Annotated in this window: 23 protein-coding genes; 7 read left to right on the top strand and 16 right to left on the bottom strand. The window is 63.9% G+C overall.

Going from position 1 to position 24,451, the window contains the following annotated elements; translation table 11 throughout:
* Positions 1-40 precede the first annotated feature (40 nt).
* Entirely contained in the window at positions 41-1,240 is a 1,200-nt protein-coding gene (locus N1032_RS18595; protein WP_259540800.1) for an acetyl-CoA C-acetyltransferase, read from the bottom strand.
* Between the two features lie 34 nt (positions 1,241-1,274).
* Positions 1,275-2,147, bottom strand: a complete 873-nt coding sequence (locus N1032_RS18590; protein ID WP_259540798.1) for a 3-hydroxyacyl-CoA dehydrogenase family protein — start codon at positions 2,145-2,147, stop codon at positions 1,275-1,277.
* 179 nt (positions 2,148-2,326) lie between these two features.
* Between N1032_RS18590 and N1032_RS18585 the strand changes: the two genes are divergently transcribed.
* Together N1032_RS18585 and N1032_RS18580 are read left to right on the top strand one after the other, a co-directional pair.
* Positions 2,327-3,514: an acyl-CoA dehydrogenase family protein gene (locus N1032_RS18585; protein WP_259540796.1), complete on the top strand. Its 1,188-nt coding sequence runs from the start codon at positions 2,327-2,329 to the stop codon at positions 3,512-3,514.
* A gap of 14 nt (positions 3,515-3,528) precedes the next feature.
* Positions 3,529-4,698: a CaiB/BaiF CoA transferase family protein gene (locus N1032_RS18580; RefSeq protein ID WP_259540781.1), complete on the top strand. Its 1,170-nt coding sequence runs from the start codon at positions 3,529-3,531 to the stop codon at positions 4,696-4,698.
* 8 nt (positions 4,699-4,706) lie between these two features.
* Here N1032_RS18580 and N1032_RS18575 read toward each other — a convergent pair whose 3' ends face one another.
* The 9 genes from N1032_RS18575 to N1032_RS18535 all read right to left on the bottom strand — a co-directional run bounded on the left by N1032_RS18575 (position 4,707) and on the right by N1032_RS18535 (position 15,309).
* Positions 4,707-5,609, bottom strand: a complete 903-nt coding sequence (locus N1032_RS18575; protein WP_259540779.1) for a LysR substrate-binding domain-containing protein — start codon at positions 5,607-5,609, stop codon at positions 4,707-4,709.
* A gap of 171 nt (positions 5,610-5,780) precedes the next feature.
* Positions 5,781-6,851, bottom strand: coding sequence for an LLM class flavin-dependent oxidoreductase (locus N1032_RS18570; RefSeq protein WP_259540777.1), 1,071 nt, complete (start codon positions 6,849-6,851; stop codon positions 5,781-5,783).
* Positions 6,852-6,934: 83 nt separating this feature from the next.
* A complete protein-coding gene (locus tag N1032_RS18565) occupies positions 6,935-8,095 on the bottom strand; it encodes an FAD-dependent oxidoreductase (protein ID WP_259540775.1) in 1,161 nt (386 codons plus the stop codon).
* Positions 8,096-8,132: 37 nt separating this feature from the next.
* Entirely contained in the window at positions 8,133-9,242 is a 1,110-nt protein-coding gene (locus N1032_RS18560) for a M24 family metallopeptidase (protein ID WP_259540773.1), read from the bottom strand.
* Positions 9,243-9,246: 4 nt separating this feature from the next.
* Positions 9,247-10,299 (bottom strand): glucose-6-phosphate dehydrogenase (coenzyme-F420), encoded by a 1,053-nt coding sequence (gene fgd / locus N1032_RS18555; protein WP_259540757.1) that lies wholly within the window; start codon positions 10,297-10,299, stop codon positions 9,247-9,249.
* Between the two features lie 37 nt (positions 10,300-10,336).
* Positions 10,337-11,095, bottom strand: a complete 759-nt coding sequence (locus tag N1032_RS18550; RefSeq protein WP_259540756.1) for a cyclase family protein — start codon at positions 11,093-11,095, stop codon at positions 10,337-10,339.
* 77 nt (positions 11,096-11,172) lie between these two features.
* The gene (locus N1032_RS18545) at positions 11,173-12,324 is read right to left on the bottom strand and encodes an ABC transporter ATP-binding protein (RefSeq protein ID WP_259540754.1); all 1,152 of its coding nucleotides are present in this window, start codon (positions 12,322-12,324) and stop codon (positions 11,173-11,175) included.
* A 36-nt stretch (positions 12,325-12,360) separates the two neighbouring features.
* A complete protein-coding gene (locus N1032_RS18540; RefSeq protein ID WP_259540752.1) occupies positions 12,361-13,485 on the bottom strand; it encodes an ABC transporter substrate-binding protein in 1,125 nt (374 codons plus the stop codon).
* Positions 13,486-13,542: 57 nt separating this feature from the next.
* Positions 13,543-15,309, bottom strand: a complete 1,767-nt coding sequence (locus N1032_RS18535) for an ABC transporter permease (RefSeq protein WP_259540750.1) — start codon at positions 15,307-15,309, stop codon at positions 13,543-13,545.
* A gap of 227 nt (positions 15,310-15,536) precedes the next feature.
* Here N1032_RS18535 and N1032_RS18530 point away from each other — a divergent pair, with 227 nt between their 5' ends.
* Both N1032_RS18530 and N1032_RS18525 read left to right on the top strand, forming a co-directional pair.
* Entirely contained in the window at positions 15,537-17,039 is a 1,503-nt protein-coding gene (locus N1032_RS18530) for an aldehyde dehydrogenase family protein (RefSeq protein ID WP_259540748.1), read from the top strand.
* A 117-nt stretch (positions 17,040-17,156) separates the two neighbouring features.
* Positions 17,157-18,254 (top strand): alcohol dehydrogenase catalytic domain-containing protein, encoded by a 1,098-nt coding sequence (locus N1032_RS18525; RefSeq protein WP_259540739.1) that lies wholly within the window; start codon positions 17,157-17,159, stop codon positions 18,252-18,254.
* A 163-nt stretch (positions 18,255-18,417) separates the two neighbouring features.
* Here the strand turns inward: N1032_RS18525 and N1032_RS18520 are convergent, their stop codons facing one another.
* From N1032_RS18520 to N1032_RS18500, 5 genes are all read right to left on the bottom strand, one after another.
* A complete protein-coding gene (locus N1032_RS18520; RefSeq protein WP_259540738.1) occupies positions 18,418-18,549 on the bottom strand; it encodes a hypothetical protein in 132 nt (43 codons plus the stop codon).
* Positions 18,550-18,768: 219 nt separating this feature from the next.
* Positions 18,769-19,881 (bottom strand): alcohol dehydrogenase catalytic domain-containing protein, encoded by a 1,113-nt coding sequence (locus N1032_RS18515; protein ID WP_259540737.1) that lies wholly within the window; start codon positions 19,879-19,881, stop codon positions 18,769-18,771.
* A gap of 45 nt (positions 19,882-19,926) precedes the next feature.
* A complete protein-coding gene (locus N1032_RS18510; protein WP_259540736.1) occupies positions 19,927-20,454 on the bottom strand; it encodes a cupin domain-containing protein in 528 nt (175 codons plus the stop codon).
* A 172-nt stretch (positions 20,455-20,626) separates the two neighbouring features.
* Positions 20,627-21,328 carry a GntR family transcriptional regulator gene (locus N1032_RS18505; RefSeq protein WP_259540735.1) on the bottom strand — a complete coding sequence of 234 codons (702 nt, stop codon included), beginning with the start codon at positions 21,326-21,328 and terminating at the stop codon, positions 20,627-20,629.
* A gap of 83 nt (positions 21,329-21,411) precedes the next feature.
* Positions 21,412-22,011: a VOC family protein gene (locus N1032_RS18500; RefSeq protein ID WP_259540734.1), complete on the bottom strand. Its 600-nt coding sequence runs from the start codon at positions 22,009-22,011 to the stop codon at positions 21,412-21,414.
* A 108-nt stretch (positions 22,012-22,119) separates the two neighbouring features.
* Between N1032_RS18500 and N1032_RS18495 the strand changes: the two genes are divergently transcribed.
* The 3 genes from N1032_RS18495 (at position 22,120) to N1032_RS18485 (ending at position 24,446) form a co-directional block, all read left to right on the top strand.
* Positions 22,120-22,881 carry an IclR family transcriptional regulator gene (locus N1032_RS18495; RefSeq protein WP_259540733.1) on the top strand — a complete coding sequence of 254 codons (762 nt, stop codon included), beginning with the start codon at positions 22,120-22,122 and terminating at the stop codon, positions 22,879-22,881.
* Positions 22,882-22,989: 108 nt separating this feature from the next.
* A complete protein-coding gene (locus N1032_RS18490) occupies positions 22,990-23,847 on the top strand; it encodes a fumarylacetoacetate hydrolase family protein (protein ID WP_259540732.1) in 858 nt (285 codons plus the stop codon).
* Positions 23,844-24,446 carry an amino acid synthesis family protein gene (locus tag N1032_RS18485; protein ID WP_259540731.1) on the top strand — a complete coding sequence of 201 codons (603 nt, stop codon included), beginning with the start codon at positions 23,844-23,846 and terminating at the stop codon, positions 24,444-24,446. The genes N1032_RS18490 and N1032_RS18485 overlap by 4 nt, the downstream gene beginning before the upstream one ends.
* Positions 24,447-24,451: the final 5 nt, after the last annotated feature.

Here is a 24,451-nt window from a genome sequence, read left to right as displayed (position 1 = left end):
CGCGGCAACGCACCACTTCGGTCGCTTATCGCCCTACGGGTCACACTTCGAGCAGGAGGGCCTCGCCCTGCCCGCCGCCGCCACAGAGCGCGACGGCGGCACGACCGCCGCCCCGGGCACGCAGAGCGTGCACGGCATGCACGACGAGGCGTGCCCCTGACGCGCCGATGGGGTGGCCCAATGAGATGCCACCGCCCTGGGGGTTGACCTTGTCGTTGGAAACGCCGAGCTCCCTGCTGGAGAACGCTACCACCGCGGCGAAAGCCTCGTTGATCTCGATGTGATCGAGATCGGCCACCGACCAGCCCTGTCGGGCCAGAGCCGCGCGGATCGCCCGGTACGGTTGGGCCAAGAGCGACGTGTCAGGTCCCCCGACCTGGCCCCAGGCCCGGACGGTCGCCAGGATCTCCGCGCCCATCGACGCCGCTCTGGTTCGGGTCGTCAGGATCACGGCGGCCGCGCCGTCGGTGAGCTGACTCGCATTGCCCGCTGTGATGGTCCCGTCCGGTGTGAATGCGGGCCGGAGCCGAGCCAGCGTCTCGATCGTGGTGTCGGGTCTGATGCCCTCGTCCTCGAGAACCGTGGTCGTTGCTCCACGCGACCCCGTGACCACCACGGGAGCAATTTCTACCGTGAAGCCCCCCGAGGTCCTGGCTTCAGCGGCACGATGATGTGAGAGCGCGGCGATCTCGTCTTGCTCGACTCGGGTGATGTGGCCACTGCCCAGGTTGTCGGATTCGGTCGCGAGACCCATCGCCCGCCCATCGAAGGCGTCAGTCAAGCCGTCGCGGGAGACGGTGTCGACCAACGTGACGTCGCCGTAAGCAAGACCCTGCCGAGATGCCACGAGGGCGTGCGGCGCGTTCGTCATGGACTCCTGGCCACCCGCGAGTGCGACCGCACACTCCCCCGTGCCGATCATTCTCGCAGCATCGATGATTGCGGTGAGCCCGGACAGGCAGACCTTGTTGATTGTCACGGCCGGTGAGGTCAGGGGGATTCCCGCAGCAACACCGACCTGCCTCGCCGGGTTCTGGCCGGCTGCGGCTTGGAGCACCTGGCCGAAACTCACCAACTCGATGTCGGACGCGTCGAGCCCCACCGCTCGCTCGATCGCAGACCGAGCGGCCACGGTGCCGAGTTCTACCGCGGTGAGCGATGCGAGCGACCCCTTGAATCGGCCGAACGGTGTGCGGGCGGCGGACACGATGACGACGTCGTGTGGTGAAGGTGCGTTCATGATTCAGGCCTTAGTTCGATGGGGGAATGGATTTTCACGATGTGTAGTCGAACCAGCCGCGCCCGGACTTGCGGCCGAGACGCCCGGCGCGGTAGAGGTCATTCAAGGCTTCGGGAGGAAGATCCGCCGGGTCACCCGTCATCTCGTACGTGGCTTGGTGCATGAGGTAGATCACGTCGAGTCCGACCAGGTCCATCAGCGCAAACGGGCCGAGCGGATGACCAAGAGCAAGGCGCGCGGCCAGGTCGATATCCGCTGGCGTCGCGACGCCTTGCGAGTAGAGGCGAATCGCCTCGTCATTCACCGCGGTCATAAGACGGTTGGCCACGAATCCCGGCACCTCGATTGAAAGCGTCACAGCGCTCTTTCCGATGCCTTTGATGAGCGCCAGAACGGTGGCGATCGTCTCGTCGGAGGTCTCCGGATTGGGCACGACCTCGACCGCCTCCATCACCAGAGCCGGATTGAAGAAGTGGACGTTGCAGACCCTGTCGGGGCGTCCCGACGCCTCTGCGATCCGAGACGAGGGGATGGTGGAGGAATTGGTAGCGAGAATCGTCGTGCTGGGCGTGTGGCGGCCAAGCCGCCCGAAGATGTCCTGCTTCAATTCGAGGCGCTCTGTGGCCGCTTCGATGACGAATCCGGCGGCCGTCGCAGCCGCTTCCAGATCGGTCGTCCATGCCAGTCGCTCGATCGACGACGCAGCCTCCGCTGCGGTCATTGCGCCCTTCTCGCCGAGCCTAGTGAGGCGGGTGGTTGCTTCAGTGCGCGATCTCCCCAAGGCATCCGGCGTGACGTCGCACACCGTCACTCGGTGTCCAGCCCGGGCGAAGACGGCGGCAATCTGTGTTCCCATCGCACCGGCACCCACCACCAGCACCGATTCGGCGGTGTCGCGTGAAGTCATCTGTCGTCCTCCCGTTTCCAGCACAGATCTTGTCCCTGCTCAGGATTGCGGCTGGTGCCTGCACTCGGTACCGGTTGCGGCGACTGATACGGATCCAGTATCAGTCGAACCTGATTTAGGTCGGTCAGCCGTCCACGCGGTGGGACAGACTCGATAGCAGCCCAAGAAGGAGACCTTCCATGACTAGCCCCGCGTTCAATCCCGCCGATCTTCTTGACCTCGATGACGAGTTCGCCGCCGACGAACTCGCCGTGCGCGATCGGGTGCGCGAATTCGTGCAACGCCGCATCCGCCCCAACATTGCCGGATGGTATGCCGACGCGACCTTCCCCCGCGAATTGATCACGGAGTTCGCCGAGCTCGGCCTCCTCGGCATGCACATCCAGGGGTACGGCTGCGCTGGCCGGTCGGCGGTCGAATACGGCATCGCGATGCAAGAGCTCGAAGCAGGCGACTCCGGACTGCGCACCTTCGTCTCCGTGCAAGGGTCCTTGGCGATGTCGGCGATCGCTAAATGGGGGTCCGAGGAGCAGAAGCAACAGTGGCTCCCGTCGATGGCCGCAGGCACGAAGGTCGGCTGTTTCGGGTTGACCGAGCCCGAAGCGGGCTCCGACCCAGCTAGCATGACCACCCGCGCGGTCCGCGACGGCGACGATTGGGTGCTGAACGGGGCCAAGCGCTGGATCGGTCTTGCGTCGATCGCTGACGTCGCGGTCATTTGGGCGAAGGTCGCCGACGACGAAGGGGGTGACCGGGTTCGAGGGTTCCTTGTTCCCACGGACACGCCCGGTTTCACGGCCACTCCGATCGAACCCAAGCTCTCGATGCGCGCCTCGATCCAGTGTGACATCGACCTGGTCGACGTGCGATTGCCGGCCGTCGCGGTGCTGCCCGGTGTCGTCGGGTTACGTGGTCCGTTCTCGTGCCTGAACGAGGCGCGGTACGGAATCGCGTGGGGCGCGATCGGCGCCGCGCGCGACAGCTTCGAGGCCGCCCTGGCCTATTCTTCGAACCGGACCCAGTTCGGCCGCCCGATTGCTTCCTTCCAACTGACGCAGGAGAAGCTCGTCGCGATGGCGCTCGAGATCACGAAGGGCCAGATGGTGGCTCTGCGCCTCGGGCGCCTGAAGGACGCCGGCAAGCTCGAGCACCACATGATCTCGGTGGGTAAACTCAACAACTGTCGCATTGCCATCGACATCGCCCGCCAGGCACGGACGATTCTGGGAGGAAACGGCGTCACGCTCGACTACTCACCCCTCCGGCATGCAAACAACCTGGAGTCGGTCCGCACCTACGAGGGAACCGACGAGGTGCACACCCTGATCCTCGGAGAGCGCATCACCGGTATTCCCGCCTACTTCTGATCCGGGAGATCTCGATGAGCACGCAACCGCCCCGGGCACCCGGGTCCCCTCCCCTGTCCGGACTCGTCGTCGCCGATCTCTCCCGGGTGCTCGCCGGGCCGTACTGCACGATGCTCCTGGCTGATCTGGGTGCCCGGGTGATCAAGATCGAAAGCCCGTCGGGCGACGATACGCGGGCCTGGATCCCGCCCGAGAGAAATGGCGAGGGCACCTACTTTCTTTCGGTGAATCGCAACAAGCAATCGATAGCCCTCGATTTCTCAGATGCCGCCGATCTCGCGACGGCGAAGCAGATTGTCGCGCGAGCCGATGTCGTCGTCGAGAACTTCAAGGTTGGTGGGTTGAAGAAGTTCGGGCTCGACTACGCCAGTTTGAGCGGGAACCGCCCTGAGTTGATCTACGCGTCCATTACCGGCTTCGGCTCGGCGGACGGGGCCGATCTGCCGGGTTATGACCTGATCGCACAAGCGGTGTCAGGGATCATGGACCTCACCGGCCAGGCTCTCGGAGAGCCCACCAAAGTAGGAGTGGCGCTCGTCGATGTCATCACGGGGCTGCACGCTCTGTCGGGGGTCCTCGCGGCCGTGTATGCCCGTGATGCCACCGGGAAGGGTGATCACATCCAGGTGGATTTGCTCAGCTCGGCACTCTCGGGTTTGGTGAATCAGACCGCTGCCTACGTCACGGGAGGCGTGGTACCCCGGCGGATGGGCAACGCCCACCCGAGTCTCTATCCGTACGAGCCGTTCCCGGCCCGCGATAAGGACATCGTGATCGCCGTCGGTAACGACGGACAGTTCAGTCGGCTTTGTCACGTGCTCGGCACGCCGCAACTGGCTCTGGATACGCGCTTCGCGACAATGTCTGCTCGTAACGGCAACCGGCAGGTGCTCCGCGAACTCCTGTGCGAACGTCTCGCCACACGCGACGCTCAGCACTGGTTCGAGGCGTTGAGCGAAGCGCAGGTGCCGGCTGCGCCGATCCTCACCGTCGCGGAAGGCGTGAATTTCGCTGAGAGCCTAGGTCTCGACCCCGTCGTCGAGACCGGCGGCGCCGGGAGGCGAATCCCGACGATCCGACATCCCGTGTCGTTCGCCAGAGCCTCGGTGGATTACTCGAAGGCACCGCCCCGGCTCGACGAAGATCGAGTCGCCGTGCTCGATTGGCTTGGCTCGGGACGATAGGGCCTCGCTCAAGTCGATCCGGGGGCCTCGGCGGAATTGGCGACCAGCCCGGCAACCGCGGCCAATGCCGGGCTAGTGTCCGAGTGCCGCCACGCTAAACGCACTTCTACGGCTCCGGGGGTCGAAGCGAGGCGTCGGAAAACGACTCCCTCGGCCGGAATGTGGTCCCGCACGCCGGAGAAAGTGAGAGCCACCCCGGTTTCCGCCCCTACGAGCAGCATCAGGGTCGACGAATCCGGCGCCACTTGCACGATTCGCGGGATGAAGCGACCTTCCACGGCAAGCGCATTGAGCCGGTTCGGCAGCGTCGCCGCGCTCCCTCCCGGAAGCACGATCCATGCCTCGTCTGCAAGTTCCCGCGCCTCGATCGTTTCCTTCTTTGCGAGCGGGTGACGCTCGGGGAGAGCGAGAAGCAGCTGCTCACGCTCGATTACCCGGGAGCCGATCTCAGCCGGGAGGAAGTCCCAACGTCCGATGACGAGATCCAGCGACCCCTCGCGCAGCTTGTCCAGGGCGCGATGGGAGAACTGTGAGCTGTAGAGCTCCAAGGCCAGGTCAGGCCGCTGGATACGTACTCGCCGGGCGAGCACGCCGACCAGATGGCCAACGCTGGGACCGGCGTACCCCAGTCGAACACGGCCGGTGAGACCGCCTTGCGTGCGTCTCACGATCTCGGTGATCCGGCGCGACAGCATAACCAATTCATGCGCGGGTTCCATAAGCGCCTCGCCTTGCACGGTGAGCGCAACACTCCGGGTGTTTCGCTCGAACAGCACCGCCCCGAGGTCTGCCTCGAGCTGACGGATCAGCCGAGTAAGTGGAGGCTGAGCCATGTGCAGCCGTTCTGCAGCCCGCCCGAAATGCAGCTCCTCCGCTACCGCGAGGAACGCCTGAGCACGGTGCACGTCCATAGGTACCCGGTTTCCATACGACGACGTCAGCATTCGCGGGTCCGCTCGTCATGCCCTCCGTTGATGCCGCGTCTGCCCTCCGTGGACAACGCGCCCGGCATGTCTGGCTGGTCGGATACGTCTGTGATGCGCAACATCATGCCTGGTGATCGATCAGAATGCGGTTGTCCACTAGAGCTTGGCCAGCACCTGCCGGGCGAACCGTTCCATCTTGTTGTCGAGAGCCGCTTGGGTCCCTGAGACTGTGACGTGCGTCACGCCCGCCGAGTCCCACTCCCGGATGCGCTCAATAACCTCCTCGGGGCGACCGACGAAGTGTGTCATTCGAATCATGGCGGGTGTAACGAAGCGACGTTCCTCCGGGTGGATATACGTCTGGTGGCCGGCGAAGGCGCGGTAGTGAAACGTGTCGCGTTCGGGCCAGGACCGCATCATCCGGCGATAGTCGTCCCAAATCGGCGCGACAGCCGGGGGCATCTCATCGGCGGACTTGTGCGCCGAACTCTTGTACATCTCGTGAAGGACGATGCAGACGAAAGCCCCCGTCTCCTCGATCGTCTGATCGGAGGCCAGATCGTCATCGGCATCGACCAGGTGAATCGTCTGAGGCGTAAAGTACGCGAAATCACTCACGTCTCGTCCGCTCTTCGACGCGCCCGCCTGAACGCGCTGCTTCACCTCGTCCATGCTCTTGAACGTCCCCCAGCCCTCAACGAGCCCGTCCGCGATCTCGCCTGCCAGAGTCTGCCCCTTGGGGCCGTGAGCCGCCAGGTAGATCGGTGTGGACGCTTCGACGTCGATGTAGCCACGATCGGGCATCACGAACCGGGTCTTCTGCGAGACTCCTCTGTGCTCGAACTCGACCTCGTCACCCTTGAGGAGTCCTCGGACGACCCTCACGTAGTCCGCCAGCTCCTTGAGCGTCGCGGGCGTCTGGATGCCCATGAATCCGTAGGAGGTCGTTCCCGTACCGAACCCGGCGAAGACACGACCGGGAGCGATCTTGTTGAGCGTGGCCAGTGAATTGGCCGCCACCGTGGGAAGGCGGATGCCGGCAGCCGCGACACTGATCCCGACGGTGAGCGTCTTGGTGGCTTGCGCCGTCAGCGCAGCGGTCGCGAAAACATCGGAGAACGCCATCGGGCTGTCGCTGAACGACACGAAGTCGTAGCCGATCTGCTCTGCTCTGACGGACCGCTCGATAGTACTGACGCTCGCTGGTCCATAGACACCGAACTTCATTTCACACTCCTTCTATTGAAATCACATTGCATGACGGCGTTGCGACCGGGGACCGGTTCGCTGCCGCACTGCGGCTGGGTTGTTCAGGATCCGGACGCGGGCGGACCCTGGAGCAGGGCGACGTAGTCCGGCCGGAATTCGCGTGCGGCGCGTGCGATTGCCTTGACGAAGGGAGCTCGGGCTTCCTCGTACACGTTCAGCGCCTCCTCTACCGCAATGGGGTCTGCGAGGCAGCGGGCGAGTTCATAGGCGTCCTGGATCGCCTGATTCGCGCCCTGCCCGAGCAAGGGGCGCATCGCGTGCGCCGCGTCTCCGACGAGAGCGACACGGCTCGAAGTCCAGCTCTGGACCTCGGGCAGATCACGCAGCGGATACGCTCGGATCTCCACCACGCTGGCGCGGAGAGCATCCAGCACCACGGGATCCGCGTCATCGGGGAAACAACTGAGAAGTCGTTCGAGCGGGACGATGTTTCCCACCTCCAGGTCGAGCAACTGATCACCCCCGTAGAGGGAGACGTCTACCCCGACGTAGCGTCCACCGCGCGTCGGCGCGAAGAGGGCGTTCACGGAACCTCCGTCGTCGGTCTTGTGCTGCCAGCGACGCATCCGGTCATTCGCCCAGTCGTCGGGCAGAACGTCGGCTGTGGCGAGGCTACGGCAGATGACCACTCCTGCCGACTCGGCCTCGACGTCGACCAGAAGCCTGCGCACTGCGGACCGGATGCCGTCCGCACCGATGAGGACATCGGGGCGGATGATTGTGCCGTCCTCGAACTCCGCTTCCACGAACGATCCCTGATCCAAGACCCGCACGAGCTTTTTGTTCGTGTGGGTGCGCTCGTCGGGCAAGTGGCGCAGGAGCACTGCGTGCAGATCGGAACGCTGGATGCCAAAGAGTTCGCGGAATCCTGTGCGGCCCTGCACATCGACGCCCAGGTCAGTGACGTCGGGAATCTTGGACTTCAGGATGAACTCGCCGTTCATGTGGCGCATCTCAACCTCGTCTACCGGAGCCGTGACCGCCAGCACCTCCTCGGCCACGCCCATCTCCCGGAGAACGCCGACTGTGTACGAGTCGATCAAGATCGTGCCGCCGACCTCGGCGAAGGCCGGAGCCTGGTCATACAGCTGAACATCGACGCCCGCTTTATTCAGCGCGAGGGCGGCCGCAGCGCCTCCGATACCGGCACCTATGACGGCGACCGTCCGAGACGTATGTGCAACGCTGGTCAATTCTTGCATCAGCACTCCTCTATACGTGTTGCGATCCATCGGAAAATCAAACCCTGATCTCGAGGGGCTCTATAGGCAAGTTGCTGAGCCGCTGGGTTCCTGTGTCCGTGACCAGGAAAGTGTCGGCTCGTAGCTGACCGGGATACCCGGCGACCAGGGGATGGAAGATGAAGGTCATCCCGGCCTGCACCTCGAACGAGGTGGAGCCGGCCCGCAGATCGTCGAGCTCCAGTCCGCAGAAGTGGCCGATCATCGGCGAGCTGAGCTTGCGGCCTTCGGCGCTGAGCTGCGCTTCGACCGCGTGCCTGACGTCGAGAATGTCGACACCGGGTTTCATGACGGACAGTCCGGCCTCCCTCGCACGATCAGCTGCATCGAACCCTTCACGAATCGCAGGGTCAACCCGTCCCAGTGACACAAGCGACGTGAGTTGGCTGTAGTAACCCTGGAATCGAGGCGAGACCTCGATGCTGAGGTGGTCCCCTTCTTCGATTCTCCGTTCGGACGGAAGGTTCTGGATCGCATATTTGAGCCTCGGAACTCCGATGACGAGATTGAACGAGTCCTCGCAACCGTTCAATCGCAGGATGTGCTCGAGATCGGCGAGCACTTCATATTCCCGTCGGCCTACGCGCACGATGTCCGTCATGTGGCTCCATGCCTCGTCAGCGATCCGCGCGCTCTCGCGGGCGAGATCGAGTTCGTAGGAACTTTTGACCAGTCGAGCATGGCGCAATTCCTGGCCCAGATCCCAGAAGGTCGCCGACGGTACGGCTGAGACGAGGTGGTCCCGCCAGGCAGACGGCAGCAGCGAGAGATCAGCCACTCCGATCCGGGACGCGGCTTTTTGTTTGAGCAACCGCGCGAGCTCGGTACCGAAATCTTCCTCATCGACCGCTAACGGTTCATCGGCCCAGGAGAGTTGCTTCGCATAGTGCGCGACGACGACGCTAGACGCGATGAGTACGAAGCCTCCGTCACGGAACAAGACGCTAGCAGCACGCCCAAACATGGATCGGTAACCGCTCAGGTAGCGCAGGTGCGCTGGAACATCTCCCGGGTCGCCAAAGGCGATGAGGGCGTCGAGATCGTACGCGGCCATGAGCCCGTTCGCTGACGCCCACCGGGAATCGCGCTCGTCGACGAGAAGCGCCATGGCGTCAGACCGTCCTAGATATGTGATCGGTGAGCGAGTTCGAGGCGAGCTCCCGCAGTCGTGGCGCCAGGTCCCGTTCGAATAAGGTCATGAAGCGCTGCTGATCGTGACCCGGAGCATGGAAGACGAGGTGATTGAAGCCCCAGTCGACATAGTCCTTCACCTGGGCAACGATCGCCTCGGGGTCGGTGCCGACAATCCACCGCTTGGCCACCTGGTCGATCGGAAGGGCATCCGCGGCCCGCTCCATCTCCATCGGGTCGGTGATGTCGTGCTTCTGCTCCTTCGAGAGCGAAAGCGGCGCCCAGAACCGGGTGTTCTCCAAGGCGGCCCGCTCTGTCTCCTCATAAGAGATCTTGATCTCGATCATGCGGTCGATCTGCTCGAACTCGCGACCGGATGCAGCTGCCCCCTCCTTGACCGCGGGCACCAGAGCATCCTCATACAGCTCCCTCCCCTTACCCGAGGTGCAGATAAACCCATCCCCGACACGGCCGGCGTACTTTGCCATCTGCGGGCCGCCCGCAGCAATGTAGATCGGGATTCCGCCGTCGGGCACGTCGTAGATGGACGCGTCATGGGTCGAGTAGTACTCACCGTCGAAGGAGATTCGCTCCCCCGTCCACAATGCCCGCATCAGTTGCACCGATTCGCGCAGCCGCGCGTGCCGCTCGCGGAACTCGGGCCACGTCTGTTCTCCCGCTCCCTGGAACCCGGTCGCGATCTCGTTGAGTGCCTCACCCGTTCCGATTCCGAGGAACACGCGATCAGGGGCCAAGCATCCCAGCGTTGCGAATGCCTGCGCGATCACCGCGGGGTTGTATCGGAACGTCGGTGTCATCACGCTCGTGCCGATTCGAATGCGCTCGGTTCGTTCACCCACCGCCGCCGCCCACGCGACCGAGAATGGAGCATGCCCACCCGTGAATCGCCAGGGTTGGAAGTGATCGCTCACCGCCACCGATTCGAACCCGTGCCGCTCGGCCGCGACCGCGATCTCAACAAGTTTGCGAGGCGCGAACTGCTCAGCGGATGCCTTGTACCCGAGTGTCAACATAGGCAATTGCCCTTTCATAACGTACGACATGGACTTGTTACTCGGTCAGCAGGACAACTCGGAGTGGTGAGCCCGTGCCGTTCTTGATCTTCAAGGGAAGCGCCAGAAACAGCCCGGTCGCCGGCACCTCGGCCAGATTGTGCAGACCCTCGACGATCAGAATTCCGCGCGGCAGGAATGCACGAGCGTGACCGTCAGCGGCGAGCACGTGACCGTCACGAATGGCGAGATCGCAGGCTCCGGTGTCAGAGGCAACGGCTACCACTCCGGCCTCGGCCAGATAGTTGCACGCCTCGGGTGAGAGGCCAGGTTGGTTCCGGCCCCACCAATTGTTGTCGCGGGGATCAGTGCCGCCCGGCAGGAATCGGTCCCAGCCCGTTTCGATGATTGCGACATCGCCTTGCCCGAGCTCGAACCCGAGGCGCTCCTGCGCCGCGACGAGATGGTCGACCCCGATCAGGTCACCGGGCTGATGGTTGTACTCCGTCAGATCGTATTTGCAGAATCGGGGCAGCAGCAGCACCTCGAGCGGCACCTGATCAATCGTCGCTCCGGAGGGATCGGTGTGAAACGGGGCATCCACGTGCGAGCCGGTGTGTTCGGCGATGTTCAGTCGATTCGTCGCGGACGGACCTTGGCCGTGCATCGAGGTCGGAGTGATCTCCGGCTTCTCGTGCATCATGAACATCGCCATGTCAGCACCGATTGTGGGCGACACGTCGTGGGTCGTGAGCCGTTTGATCGCCGTCGAAATCACATCGAGGTCATGCCACCCGGCTGAATTGTTCTCTGGCACTGCATACTCCTATCGTCGGATGCTGCCCGCATTTGGTCTGTTCCGAGCGCCTTAAGGACTCCGTATCCGGCGATCTACTACGCGACCATGTTCACGGCCTCGGTCGCGTAGGCCTGGCGCTGGCCTTCCCGACCCTTGACGACTAACGCACCGCTAGCCCGCACCCGGAACTCGAGAGTGTCACCCGCCGATGGGTGGCCGAGTCCCAGGCGCTCCAGCTCAGAACGCTCAATACGAGCCTGAACGGACGCGCCGCGGGCATGGACGACGAGGTCCACCGAGCTGCCGACAAAGGTCGAATGGACGACCTCGCCCCGGAACAGCCCCACTCCGGTGGACCCGGCAGGCTCCACGTGTACGTGGGACGCCCGGAACGCGACTGTCACGGTGTCCCCCATTCTCACAAGCTCGGCGACTTGCGCGCGGAGGATCAGACCCTCGGCCACCTCGACGTCCGCATGTCGCGCGCCGGCCTCGACGACGACACCGGTGAGGATGTTCTGGAATCCCATGAAGTCGGCGACGTAGGCCGAGCTGGGTCGGTCGTAGAGATCTTCCGGCGTGCCGTCCTGCTCGATCAGGCCATGATTCATCACGATGATCCGGTCGGACAGGGTGATCGCCTCCTCTTGATCATGGGTGACGTACACCGACGTCATCCCGTTCTCGTCGTGAAGGCTCCGCACCTGGCGCCCCATTGTGAAGCGGAGCTTGGTGTCGAGGTTGGACAACGGCTCATCGTAAAAGATGATCCCCGGGCGGGCGGCCAGAGCGCGCGCCAGCGCGACCCGCTGCTGCTGCCCGCCCGAGAGGGCCGTCGCCGAACGATCGCCGTATTCCGCGAGCCCCACGGCGTCGAGCACTTCAGCGATGCGTTCGCGACGCTCCACGCCGCGCATGCCCCCGACCCGTAGAGGGTACCCGACGTTCTCAGCCACCGTCAGGTGGGGCCATAGTGCGTAGCTCTGGAACACCATGCCGATGTGCCGCTTCTCCGGCGGCACGAACACGCGGCGCTCCGTGTCGACTACAACTCGATCGCCCATCGTCACGATCCCCGCGGTCGGCTTCTCCAGACCCGCGAGGCATCGGAGCGTCGTGGTCTTGCCGCACCCAGAAGGGCCTAACAGCGTCACGAACTCACCGGACCGGATCCGCACGTCGAGTCCATGCAACGCAGCCTTCGCGCCGTACTTCTTCGTCAGTCCGGAGACAACGACCTCAGTCATCTTGGTGCTCCCTCTTGTTGCACTGCGGCCCCCGAGTCACTTCGCGAACGCCTCGTTGATTTCGGCGAAGTAGGGCTCGTTGAAGCCGGGGGTGGGGTTCGCCCGCGGCAGGTACTTGAGCTGATCAAAGCTGGGCGCACCTTCCGGCCCGGGAGCTCCAGGCACGGTGCCGTACGCGTCGTCTAGCTCAGCGATGGCGGTCTGACCTTCGGATGAGAACAGCCAATTGCTGAACAGCAGTGCGGCATCCTTGTGGGGAGCATCCTGCACGGAGCAGATGGAGGAGTCAATGATGTAGCTGCCACCGTCGTCCATCGGGAAGACGATCTCGATCGGAGCTCCCTTGGCCTTCTGTGATGTGGCGTAGCCTGAGAACACGGCGACTCCGACGTCACCGCGTCCGGATGCCACATCAGCAGGCACGGCAGCCTCGGCCGTTCCGTAGACAATGTCCTGGGCAGCGAGCTTGTCGAGGTAGTCCGTCCCCCAGGTGTCTGCGGTCTCGGGCACCAGAAGTCCGGTGAGCACATAGCGCACTCCTCCGGCGATGGTCGGGTCGCCCATCACCAGCTTGCCCTTCCAGCGCGGATCGAGCAGGTCGTCCCAGGTGCGGGGGGCCTCTTCGGCGGTGACATTGTCCGTGTTGTAGATGAGCGTCATGTACCGCAGGGAGTACGGCAGCACGAGGCCGTCGGCAATGGTTTCTACCTGCCAGTCGGCGGGCGCCGTCTGGATGTCGGTCGCCGTACAGACATCGGGCACTTTTGCCGCCTGCACCACCGCGCCGGTGCCGGACATGAACAGGTCGGCGATGCGGCTACCGGCCTCCGCCTCCGCCTGGAGTTTGGTGATGGCCTGCGAGTCCGGAGCATCCTGCGGTACCACGGTGATGCCCGGGAACCGCGCAGTGAAGGCGTCGTACAGCGGCTTCGAGGTGCTTGGGCCGGGGCCATAGATCACAACGTCGGTGGCACCCGCCTCGAGTGCGGAATCGTACAGCTCGTTCATGAAGGCGTTGCCCTCGGCGGTCGCGCCGGGCACCTCGACCGGCCCGTCGGACGGAGGCGGCGTAGTTCCGCCGGAGCAGGCGCTGAGGGCGAGAGCGCTGGCGGTGAAAAGGGACAGACCGACCGCGATGCGTCGTTGCTGCGATGTGGACATTGTTTTCCTCTCGGTGTGACAGTTGGTGGTGCGAAGTGGGTCAGGGTGTATGGCAAGTCAGGGTGCGTGATTAGTGGCGGACGTGCGGGCGCTGATGCGGCTGCCGAGCAGTCTCGAGAGACCGACGAGACCGATCACAATCGCCGCGGCGAACAGGATGATCATGAATAGGGCCGCCGCGCCGGAGTAATCGCCGTTCACGTAGAGAGTCAAGGCTGTGACGGCTACTGGCTGGAAACCCGGAGGGGCGAGCAGCATCGGAACGGCGAGGTTGCCTGAGATGAACAGCGCCGCGAGGAACCACCCCGTGAGGAAGCTGGGGAGAATCAGGCGCAGCACGATGGTGAGGAACACCCGGCTCTGACTCGCACCCGAGACTTTGCCGGCTTCCTCGAGCTCGGGTGATAGTTGCGCGAGAGCCCCTTCGATGAGACGGACGCACAGCGGGATCGTCGCGACGACGAGAACGATGCCGAGCAGCAGCGGTGTGCCGTACAGGCCCGACCATCCCGGCACCGCTAGCACAGCGAAGAGGAACGCCAGGGAGAGGACGATTCCGGGAAGCGCCCACGGAATCCACATCGCCAGGGAGACGTATGCCCGGAGGAAGCCACGCCGACGGAGCACGATGTAGGTGGTCAGGAAAGCGACGCTCATCGCGATCAGCCCGCCGACCACCGACACCCATGCTGTCTGAACGAGGCTCGAGCGCAGCAAGGGATCGGCGAGCACGGCGGTGTAGTTGTCCAGCGTGAGGCGGTTCAACACTCCGAAGGTCGGCTGCAGCGAACCGAGCAGCACCGCGCCGAGCGGGATCACCAGGTTGAGCAGCAGGAAGAGCAGGATGAGCGCCGCGAACACCCAGCGCACGGCGCCCAGGCGCACCGGGTCACGACGGGAGGTCTTGCCCGTGAGGGTGGTGAAGCTCCGCCCTCGGAGTAGCCCGCGCTGGATGCTGAACAGGACGACCACCAACAGGATGACCATCAGAGAGAGGGTGAACGCCGAGGTGTACTGAGCCGGCGTCGTGTCACGGATGTAGGCGTATATCTGCGTCGCGAACACATCAATACCGGCGGGCTTGCCCAGGAGGTACGGGTTCTCGAAGGACTGAAAGATCAACACCATGATGAGGATTGCGGCGCCGGTGATCGCGGGGCCCACCGAGGGGATCGTGATGGTGAAGAAGGTGCGGAAGGTGCCCGCACCCGAGATGCTGGCCGCTTCGTCAAGCGACTGGTCGCGATTGCGGAATGCACCGAGCATAAGCAGATAGGCAAACGGCACGAAGCCGAGCGAGATCGTGAAGATCAGCCCACCCCAGGACTGAATATTGATCAGGCCCTCGACGCCCCACAGGTTGCGCAACACCTGGTTGAACAGTCCGTTCTGGGCGTTGCCCAGCATGATCCAGCCGAAGGTGTAGAACAGCGGCGGGATGAAGAGGTTGATGATCATAAGCGGCGTCAAGGCGCGGCGGAACGGCACATCGGTGTTCGTGCCGATCCATGCAAAGAACGCGCCGCCGGCTGTGGAGATGGTGCCGCCCGCCGCGACCAAAATCAGGGAATTCAATAGGGTGGTCCAGGTCGCGGGATTACTCAGAGCCGCTACGAAACCGTCGAACGTCCACGGCACGTCCGCCGCCGTGGGAAGGCCGTCCCGAAACACTCCGATGACGATCATCGTCGCCGGGAAGATGAAGACTATTCCAAGGCCGACGACGAAAAGCGCCCACAGGGCTCCACGTAGTAGCACGCGGAGCCGAGTGGCTCGAATGTCGGAATCGATACCGCCGTCTGTCACGGGAACCCTCTCGGTCATGCGGAATCTCCGCGCGGGTCTGGACCGTCATAGCGGGAAGTGCATGGGCTCATACAACACTCCTCCTCCATTGGCGGTGCTTTGAACACATCGTGCGTGATGAGCCACATTCAGTATGCATAACTCTTAGATCATGCACAACTCAAGAATGCCTAATACCGTATGGGTATTGCCCAACGGTCTAATTGGTACCTTGGAGAGACGCCTTATCAGCGACGCTTAACAGTATGAGCACGAGCAGTTATGCACCGAGAGACGGCAGCGTCGTCGCGACAGCCGAGGACACGAGCGCAGATGAGGTGCTTGCGCGAGTTGATGCCGCTACGCGCGTCGCCGCTCTCGCCGCCGAGTCATCGCCGGCAGAGAGGCGCCGCTGGCTCGACGCGATCGCGAAGGCTGTCGAAGATCACCGAGGAGAACTCGTAGAGATCGCCGATCGTGAGACCGCGCTCGGCGCGACGCGGCTCCGGGCCGAGGTCGCACGCATGGCTGATCAGCTCCGGTTCTACGGCCGGGTGGCGATCGAAGGCGGATACCTCGGCGTGGCCATCGACGACGCCACGGATACCGCTCCTCAGCTGGTACGCGTCAATCGTCCCCTGGGCCCGGTGGCGGTGTTCGGTTCGAGCAATTTCCCGTTCGGATTCGGTGTGCTCGGTACCGATACCGGATCTGCAATCGCAGCCGGCTGCCCGGTCGTCGCAAAGGCACACTCTGCGCACCTGTCGACCTGCCTGCGCCTCGCCGAGATTGCTCGCGACGCCCTCGAAGCGGTGGGGGCGCCGCGGGACATCCTGTCGATCATCGTCGGACGTCAAGCGGGTGCCGATCTCGTTGCGGCGGCCGGCATCAAGGCCGTGGGTTTCACAGGCTCCCAGGCGGTCGGTGTGAAACTGTGGCATATCGCGAACCAACGTGAAGAAGTTGTTCCGGTCTACGCAGAGATGGGGACCGTCAACCCCGCTGTGGTGACGCGCGCCGGAATCGACCGCATCGACGAGATCGCGCGAGGCTTTGTCGGATCTTTCACTCTGGGCGCGGGTCAGTTCTGCACGAAGCCGGGGGTGCTTTTCGCACCCGCGGGGCGGGGCGTTGCCGAGGCAGTCGCAGAGTCGCTGCGCGCCGCGGCACCCGAGCCGACGATGCTCACGAAGGCGATCGCAGCCGACGTCCTTTCCGGGCTCGACGAGATGGTCGCCGCGGGCGCACGAGTGGTTGTCCGTTTGCCCGGATCAGGTGCGGGATGGTCGGCAGATTCGGCCGTGCTGTCTGCTCCTATCAACGCGCTGATGCCGGGAAGCCGTCTCCTTGAGGAATGCTTCGGTCCTGTCGCGCTCGTGGTGGAGTACGCGACCGATCACGAGCTCACCGAGGGTATCCGCTCGCTGCAGGGAAGTCTGGCGGCGGCCGTGTTCGGCGCCGACGCAGACGACCCGGATCTCGCACACGTCGTGCAGGTGCTCTCGGGCCAGGTGGGTCGCGTGACCGTCGGCGATTGGCCCACGGGCGTGGCCTGGACCTGGGCTCAGCAGCACGGTGGACCCTGGCCGGCCACGTCACGTCCGGAGTCGACATCGGTCGGTGCCGCGGCACTCTCCCGCTTCGTTCGTCCGGTGACCTTCCAGTCGGTGCCGAACGCGGCCCTGCCCCCCACCGAGCGCGCTGCAACCGCACCGGAGAATCCCTGGAAGATCTCCCGCCGCGTCAACGGCGAAATGGTGTCGCCGTAGATCTGCGTCCGTTTCCCGGTCAGCGGGATCTGGTGATCGTACCGGGCTGATACGGCCGGTTGAGGAGCAAAGGTTCGCGAGGAACCATGGAGGCATGTCGATGTGGGGAGCAGAACTATGACCGAGCGGATCCGGCTGCCATCATCGATGAGCGCGGTCGTGATGAGGGAATTCGGTGGACCGGAGGTGCTCCGGGTCGAACGGGTAGCGACCCCGTCGCCGCGGACAGGGGAGGTCATCGTCCGAGTTGCTGCGGTGGAGGTGTCCCGCACAAGGGATTCCGCCACACGCAGCGGAAATCATCCATTCTCTCGGATGGTCGAACTCCCCCACATCCTCGGAGGCCACTTCGCCGGCACCGTCGCAAGCGTCGGATCCGGTGTGGATCCCGAGTGGATCGGGCGTCGGGTCGGCGTCATGAACTACCGCCCATGCACCAGGTGCGAACGATGCCGGGCCGGTGCTCCGGAAGACTGCGCACGGCCCGACATCCTCGGAATCAATTGGTGGGGGTCTTACGCGCAATTCGCCGCTGTGCCCGTGACAGCTCTGCACCACGTTCCAGAGGACCTCGACCTCGTGGAGGCGGCAGCGCTTGCGGCGACGGGCCCGGTCGCTCTCGCGCAGTTGCGCGCAGCCGGTGCAGAGCAGGGGAAGACGATCCTCATCACGGGAATCACCGGCGCCCTCGGATCGGTGATTGCCGAACTCGGCATAGCACTCGGCGCACACCTGGTCGGACTGAGCAGACGGCCGGACGCTCTTCGTGGGCGGGTAAGCCTGGCCGTGGTCGATGCGAATGCGCCTGATTTGGGAGCAGCCATCAGTGCGAGTACTGGCGGGATCGCTCCGCACGCTGTCATCGATAATGTGTGTGCACCCGATGTATTCATGGGGTACTGGCCGATCCTCGGGAGCGGCGCTCGGGTCGTGATCTCCGGAGCGATCGGGAATCCGGAACTCCCCGTGCTCCCGGTGCCAGCAAGAGACCTTTACTCGAGGAATTTGTCGATACTCGGTGTCCGTAGCCACTCTGCAGACACCGCACACGAATTCTGGGACTTCGTACGATCAGGGTTCCGACTCAGGCAAGACCTCATTCAGGAATACGCCCTGGAAGACGCCCGGGCCGCCCACCTGGCGATACAGGACGGTTCATCCATGGGGCACACCGTTCTGCGGGTGGGGACGGCCGGTAGCACCGTCATCGCGTGATCCGCCGGTATCGCGGCGGGAGGCGCGTCAACTCCGCCGCGAAATCCGAGGCGGACCCAACCGTCTGACGGGACGCTGGCCCCCGGAATGCCTCACTTTCATTGCGTGCCCGCCCCAGGAGTAACGATCTCCGGTGCGGCTTCCCTCGCGCTTCGGGTATTGCTCAATAAGTGATCATGAAGTCGACGCTCTCCTCGAAGGTGGACAGTTCGAAGGTCGACGCGTAGTCGGGTAACGGCGAGACGTCGATCAGGCTTGGGTGGATCCCGGTCTGCTCGACGATGAAGTCGCGCACCTCTTCTGGGTTCTCCTGAGAGAACTGGACCGCTTGCGCGATCGCGGACTGCCAACCCTTCCAGGCCTCGGGCTTCTCGGTGACGAATTTGCTTGGACATCTAGGCGACGACCCATGTGCTCGTCGGTTCCGAAAGCCTCGGGGGTCATCGGGCCCAAGCAGGGCCGCACCCGGACCGATCATCGTGGTCAGGAACGGCTGGGTGTCCGTGAACCCGGTTCACTCGCCGCTCGGCGAGATGATGTAGTTGCTGAACCCGGCGTTCCGGCTGGCGACACCACTGATCGCCTGGTTCACCGCGCTGAGGGGGTACACGGAGTGCTCCAACGGTGACAGGTCCAGCGTTCCGGCGGCCACCATGTCGGCGAGCTCCTGCGACTCTCCGGGCGTGGACCAGAGGGAGCCGATGATCGCCTTCTGCTGATCCATCATGTCGTGGATGTCGATGACGAGGTCACCCATCATGGCGCCGATATTGACGCATCGGCCGCCGCGCTTGAGGCTCCGCATTCCCTCGCGGAAGGTCTCGTGATCCGCACCGGGCCCAAGGGCGTCGACATAGATGTCGACACCGCCGCCCGCCACGCTATGGACCCACTCGTCCACCGGTCCGTCGGCCAGCGAGTGCACTTTGATCCGGCCGGGCAAGAGAGCCTCTACCGCACTCAACGCCGCGGGGTTTCGCCCCGTTCCGTAGACCTCCGTCAGCCCCATGGCCGGGGCCAGGAGCGCCGCGCCCAGACCGAGCGTCCCATTGATGCCGTTGACCAGAAGCGACTTCCCGGGCGCGGCATTCGCCTTCTTGAGCGCGGAGTACATCGTGCCCAGATATCCGAAGCGTGCAGCGCTGTTGTAGTCGAGGTTGTCGGGCAGTTTGACGAGGCTGTAGCTCGGAGCGACCATGTACTCAGAAAGCCCCCCTTGGTACCGGTCGAGGAGCTGCACTGAGCTCGGGCTGAAACCGAAGTAGCCCGCGAACGCGTAGCTCGAACAGTTCACCATGTCGCCGTGACGGCACGCGTTGCAGTTGAGGCAGTAGCGGCCGGGGTTGACGTACACCCGGTCACCGACGGACCAGCCGATCACACCCTCACCAACGGCTTCGATCTCACCGGCGGGGTCGAGGCCGAACGTAGCGGGCAGCGTCGGCAGAGGATCGCCCGGGAACCAGGTCGTCCACATGCTGAGGATGTTGCTCAGGTTGGGAACGATGTTGACGGCGTGGACGCGTACCCGCACATCCCCAAAACCGGGGGTGGGAATGGGAACTTCTTCGACGCGCATCTCTTCTGCGACGTTGTACATACGGGCCGCAAGCATGGTCTTAGACATGGAAGGGGTGAAGCCTTTCTTCGACGGGAAAAGTAGAACTGGCGATTACGCCGCGGCGCCCATGAGGACGACGAAGATTGTGGCCGGCTTGTCCCCAGGCACGCGCCAGGCGTGACGGGTCGACTGCTGCACCAGGATGTCGCCGGCGTGGAGCGTGTGGGTGGTCACACCGTCGTCGATTTCCAGCACCAGGCTCCCGTCGAGCACCACGACATAGTCCACGGTGGGCGTCGTGTGCATTCCCGGAGCGTCAGGCTCGAAGAGGTCGGCGAGGCCCGGCAGGTTGTGCAAGTTCTCTTGCACAGCCGACAGCCCGTCGAATTCACCCGAGACGAAGACACTATCCGGCGGGAAGGTCACGGTCAGGGCGATGGTCTCGCCCGGGGCGGGCACGAACGTCGCGAGCGGCTCGGCTGTCATCTCCTCGCGCTCCGCAGGCGGCGCATCAGTACGCCAGATCAGCGACGACTCGAACCCTGGAGTGTGCTCGTATTTAACCGTTGGATGGTCACTGTCGCTTAAAATGACAGATTTGCCCTCGGCATTGTGGCCAGTTACAACTCGTCGAGTCATGCAATTCTCCTCCGTCGTTGGCGGCGAATAACCACATCAGCGTGGCAGCCGTGGTCAGTCTATGCACAAAAAGGATCTCATGCATAGACTTCGGCGGAGGTGCATCCGTGCCGACCGGTCGAAGCACGGGGGAACGCTGTGTCTCGCATCGCCCGGAGGGCACCGACCCCGGTCAGTCGGTGTGCGACTTGATGAAGGTGACGCCCTGTTGCAGGATTAGTGTCAGGTTGTTCTGCGTGCGCAAGATGTGAGCAGTTAGTAGCGATCGGGCATCCGCGGGGTTCTGCGCGACCGCGGCATCCAAGATCGCCTGGTGCTCGTTCGCTTTGGCCCGGGCCGTAGGGCGATGGCGAGCGGTGAACCTGCGGTAGCGCTCGGCCTGGTCGAATAGGCTGGAGCACAGATCTAGCAGCCTCGGGGAGGTTGCTCCCGAAAGCAAAGCAATGTGAAATTCCTTGTGCCGCAGGCTCCACTCGGAGTTCAGGACCAGCGGCCCATCGGGGAGCCGGGACTCCACCTGCTGCAGGCGATAGAACGCCGCCACCGAGCGCACTTCCCACTCGTCGTCATGCAGATCGATGGACTGCTCCAACGCCTGGACGTCGAGCAGCAGCCGGAGGCGCGTGATGTCGGTGAAATCCTCGAAGGACATCGGCGCCACCCGGAACCCGCGCCGCTGGTCGGCGATAACAAGCCGCTCGCGGGTCAGCCTGTTCAGCGCCTCGCGCAAAGGGCTGCTCGAGTAGCCGTAGCGGGTTTGCAGAGCGTCGATCTTGAGCTTGCCGCCGGGAGCAAGTTCGCCAGACAGTATGTCTTCGCGCAGGCGTTCAACTGCGATTTCGACCAGCGGAGGAGTCGGCGCAAGAATGCTCATGTTGAAACTATATGCACAAAATGGCGCGCGTGCACGGGCGCTGCGTACTCTCGAGATTGCCTCCGAATGAGGAGGCCAGCCCGTTAGTTCTCTACGGGGTGGTTGACAGCCACGTAAGTAAAGGCCGAACCTTTGGCGCGAATCCATCCCTCGATGTCAAATGTCTCGATGTCTATCTCCTCGACAGGGGCGTATTTGCGGGTGGCGCCGTCCCAGCCGATCTGGTCCATCGCCCAGAAGAGTTCAATCAGGTTATCCTCCGGATCCCAGAAGTAGATCCTGAGCTGGCTTCCCGGTCCGCCCTTGCGGGTGCCCTGGATCTCCACGTTCTCCTCACGGCACAGGACGGCCGCCCGGCGGAGGTCTTCGAAGTCCGACAGCTCAAACGCGATGTGGTGCAGGCCCGCGGCAGCGGTGCGCTTGTCTTTCTCGTTCGACCATGTTCCCGGCTGCCCCTTCCGTTCACTCGATCCATCGGCGCCGTCTTTCAGGCCGAAGATCGACATGACGTGGTGCTCGGTGTTGCAGCGGATCCACGCACCCTTGCTGTAGGGCGAGGCCTCGGGGAAAGTCATCCAGTCGGACACCTCCATGCCAAGGATCTTGCAGTAAAAATCGACCAGACGATCAACATCGTTGGCGACCAGACCTACGTGGCCGATTGCTGCGGGACGAATACCCATGCTGTCTACCTCCATGCTCCATTGCGAATAGACGCTACTCAAGCAGCTGGGTGCCGCCGGTACAATTGCCATATCCCGCTCAGCGGGACGGATCCAATAGGAGGCATCGTGGCCGACGCGGGACGGCGTAATCAAGATCAGGGCGGGCCGTCGTCGGTGGAGCGCGCCCTGCTGGTCCTCGAGTCCTGCGCGAAGAATGGGTCGGTGACATCGATCAGCGAGATCACCCGGGACACCGGCATCCCGAAGAGTTCCGTCCACCGCCTCTGCTGGAATCTGACGCGGCTCGGCGCGCTGACCGCCTCGGAGAACGGATTCACAATCGGCGTGCGGATCCTGGCGTTCGGTGGCTCTAACCCCTGGCTTCGCTTCCTGCGCACTGCGGCCGCACCGGTGCTCCACGGGATCGCCGCCGAGACGGGGTTGGTGAGCAATCTGGCAATCCTGGCGGGCAACGAGGCCATGATCGTCGACGAGATCTTCACCTCGCAGCACGGCGTGCCCAAGGAGGTAGGGCGCCAGCTGCCCGTTCACGCGTCCGCCATCGGGAAGGCCCTGCTCATGGGCCGGCCCCGCACCGAGGTCGAGCGGATACTCGGCGCTCAGGACCTGAGCTCGGTCACAGCCTCGACGCTGACCGATCGGGATCCGCTCTGGGAACAGTTGCAGCAGGCCACCGAGCGAGGGTTCGTAGTGAGCCTCGGCGAGTGGCGGGTGGGTCGCTTCGGCGTCGCGGCTCCGATCACATCCAACGGCCGCACCGTCGCGTCCGTCGGCTTGATCGGTCTCAGCGCCACCCCACCGGCGGAGGGCATAGGTGCCAGCATCCGCCTGGCCGCCTCGGAGATCTCGGCACGGCTGGTCAGCTGAGTCGGCCCTTAGATTATGCAGACTCTATGCTTTATGCACGAAGCGATGCTACCGTGATGGCCACGTACTCGTCCGCGCAACCGGATCGACGCATCGATGAGGAGCAACATGAAAATCGTGTCCTACCGACAGAATGGCCGAGACTCGTTCGGCGCCATTGAAGGCGACACCGTCGTCAGCCTGAGCGAGGTGAGCGGACATCCTTCGCTGGCCTCGTTCGTCGGAAGCCCCGAATTCGCCCAGCGGGATGAACTCGTCAAGCAGGGGCAGACCGTGCCCTTCAGCAAGGTCGAACTCCTCCCTGTCATCCCCGAACCAGAGAAGATCGTCTGTAGCGTCCGCAACTACATGGACCACCACCAGGAGGCAATCGCCTCCGGACTGAAGCGCGAACTGTCCGAGTTCCCGCCGATCTTCTTGCGGGTGTGGCGGTCCCAGGTCGCCCACAACGCCCCGATCATCCGCCCGCGCGCATCCGAAAGCCTGGATTGGGAGGGTGAACTAGCGGTCATCATCGGTCAGGGCGGGCGCGACATCGCCGTCGAGGACGCGTGGGACCACGTGGCCGGCTACAGCTGCTACAACGACGCCTCGGTGCGCGAGTTCCAGTTCCACGCCCAGCAGATCGCGGCGGGAAAGAACTTCGAGTCGACCGGTGCCTTCGGACCGTGGATGGTGACGGCCGACGAAATCGAGCCGGGACGGGCCCTGACCGTGCAGACCCGCGTCAACGGTGAGACGGTCCAGTCCGGCGACACCAGCATGATGATCTTCTCCGTGCCTCAGCTGATCAACTACGCATCGACGATCTTCACCCTCTCCCCCGGAGACGTCATAGCCACCGGCACGCCCGCCGGCGTCGGCTTCAGCCGGAAGCCTCCGCGCTATCTTAAAGACGGCGATGTCGTCGAGGTCGAGATCGAGGCGATCGGCACCCTGAGCAACCCCGTGAAAGACCAGGCGTGAGCGCGCCGATCGCGTTCGGTGATCTGATCACCGTGCGCAAACGCGCTCTGACTGTCGAGACAACCTTTCACGAGTTCGGCCCGGCACCTGCGCGGCCCGTTCGCACGGCAGCAGCGCTTGCAGTGATCGAGAACCCCTACGCGGGAATCTACGTGGAGGACCTCGGTGAGTTCATGAGCCAGCTCCGTGCTCTGGGCACTGTGCTCGCGAAGGAACTGGTGGATGCCCTGGGCGGGGTGGCCGACGTCGAGGCCTACGGCAAGGTCGGCATTGTCGGAGTGAACGGCGAGATCGAGCACGGTGCCGTCTGGCACGAAGCCGGAGGGTGGGCCATGCGCGAAGCGCTCGGAGAGCCCAAAGCCATGGTGCCCGCGTCGAAGGCGGTTGCGTCGACCGGGTATCGCCTAATGGTGCCGCTGCATTACATCCACGCTTCGTACGTCCGCAGCCACTATTCGGGCATGGAGGTCGGTCTGCAGGATGCCCCGCGACCGAACGAGATTCTCTTCGGCCTGGTGATGGCCGACGGCGGTCGTGTGCACGCTCGCCTGGGCGGGCTCACGAAGGAAGCAGCGACCGGCCTGGACGGGTTGCGATAAGCCGC

The sequence above is a fragment of the Herbiconiux daphne genome (assembly GCF_024979295.1).
Classification (GTDB): domain Bacteria; phylum Actinomycetota; class Actinomycetes; order Actinomycetales; family Microbacteriaceae; genus Herbiconiux; species Herbiconiux daphnes.
This window is presented reverse-complemented; position numbering and strand designations above follow the sequence as displayed.

Excerpts from the sequence above, each read along its gene's own strand:
- N1032_RS18595 (WP_259540800.1), bottom strand. The coding sequence starts at position 1,240 with ATGAACGCACCTTCACCACACGACGTCGTCATCGTGTCCGCCGCCCGC.
- N1032_RS18590 (WP_259540798.1), bottom strand. The coding sequence starts at position 2,147 with ATGACTTCACGCGACACCGCCGAATCGGTGCTGGTGGTGGGTGCCGGT.
- N1032_RS18585 (WP_259540796.1), top strand. The coding sequence starts at position 2,327 with ATGACTAGCCCCGCGTTCAATCCCGCCGATCTTCTTGACCTCGATGAC.
- N1032_RS18580 (WP_259540781.1), top strand. The coding sequence starts at position 3,529 with ATGAGCACGCAACCGCCCCGGGCACCCGGGTCCCCTCCCCTGTCCGGA.
- N1032_RS18575 (WP_259540779.1), bottom strand. The coding sequence starts at position 5,609 with ATGGACGTGCACCGTGCTCAGGCGTTCCTCGCGGTAGCGGAGGAGCTG.
- N1032_RS18570 (WP_259540777.1), bottom strand. The coding sequence starts at position 6,851 with ATGAAGTTCGGTGTCTATGGACCAGCGAGCGTCAGTACTATCGAGCGG.
- N1032_RS18565 (WP_259540775.1), bottom strand. The coding sequence starts at position 8,095 with ATGCAAGAATTGACCAGCGTTGCACATACGTCTCGGACGGTCGCCGTC.
- N1032_RS18560 (WP_259540773.1), bottom strand. The coding sequence starts at position 9,242 with ATGGCGCTTCTCGTCGACGAGCGCGATTCCCGGTGGGCGTCAGCGAAC.
- fgd (WP_259540757.1), bottom strand. The coding sequence starts at position 10,299 with ATGTTGACACTCGGGTACAAGGCATCCGCTGAGCAGTTCGCGCCTCGC.
- N1032_RS18545 (WP_259540754.1), bottom strand. The coding sequence starts at position 12,324 with ATGACTGAGGTCGTTGTCTCCGGACTGACGAAGAAGTACGGCGCGAAG.
- N1032_RS18540 (WP_259540752.1), bottom strand. The coding sequence starts at position 13,485 with ATGTCCACATCGCAGCAACGACGCATCGCGGTCGGTCTGTCCCTTTTC.
- N1032_RS18535 (WP_259540750.1), bottom strand. The coding sequence starts at position 15,309 with ATGACCGAGAGGGTTCCCGTGACAGACGGCGGTATCGATTCCGACATT.
- N1032_RS18530 (WP_259540748.1), top strand. The coding sequence starts at position 15,537 with ATGAGCACGAGCAGTTATGCACCGAGAGACGGCAGCGTCGTCGCGACA.
- N1032_RS18525 (WP_259540739.1), top strand. The coding sequence starts at position 17,157 with ATGACCGAGCGGATCCGGCTGCCATCATCGATGAGCGCGGTCGTGATG.
- N1032_RS18515 (WP_259540737.1), bottom strand. The coding sequence starts at position 19,881 with ATGTCTAAGACCATGCTTGCGGCCCGTATGTACAACGTCGCAGAAGAG.
- N1032_RS18510 (WP_259540736.1), bottom strand. The coding sequence starts at position 20,454 with ATGACTCGACGAGTTGTAACTGGCCACAATGCCGAGGGCAAATCTGTC.
- N1032_RS18505 (WP_259540735.1), bottom strand. The coding sequence starts at position 21,328 with ATGAGCATTCTTGCGCCGACTCCTCCGCTGGTCGAAATCGCAGTTGAA.
- N1032_RS18500 (WP_259540734.1), bottom strand. The coding sequence starts at position 22,011 with ATGGGTATTCGTCCCGCAGCAATCGGCCACGTAGGTCTGGTCGCCAAC.
- N1032_RS18490 (WP_259540732.1), top strand. The coding sequence starts at position 22,990 with ATGAAAATCGTGTCCTACCGACAGAATGGCCGAGACTCGTTCGGCGCC.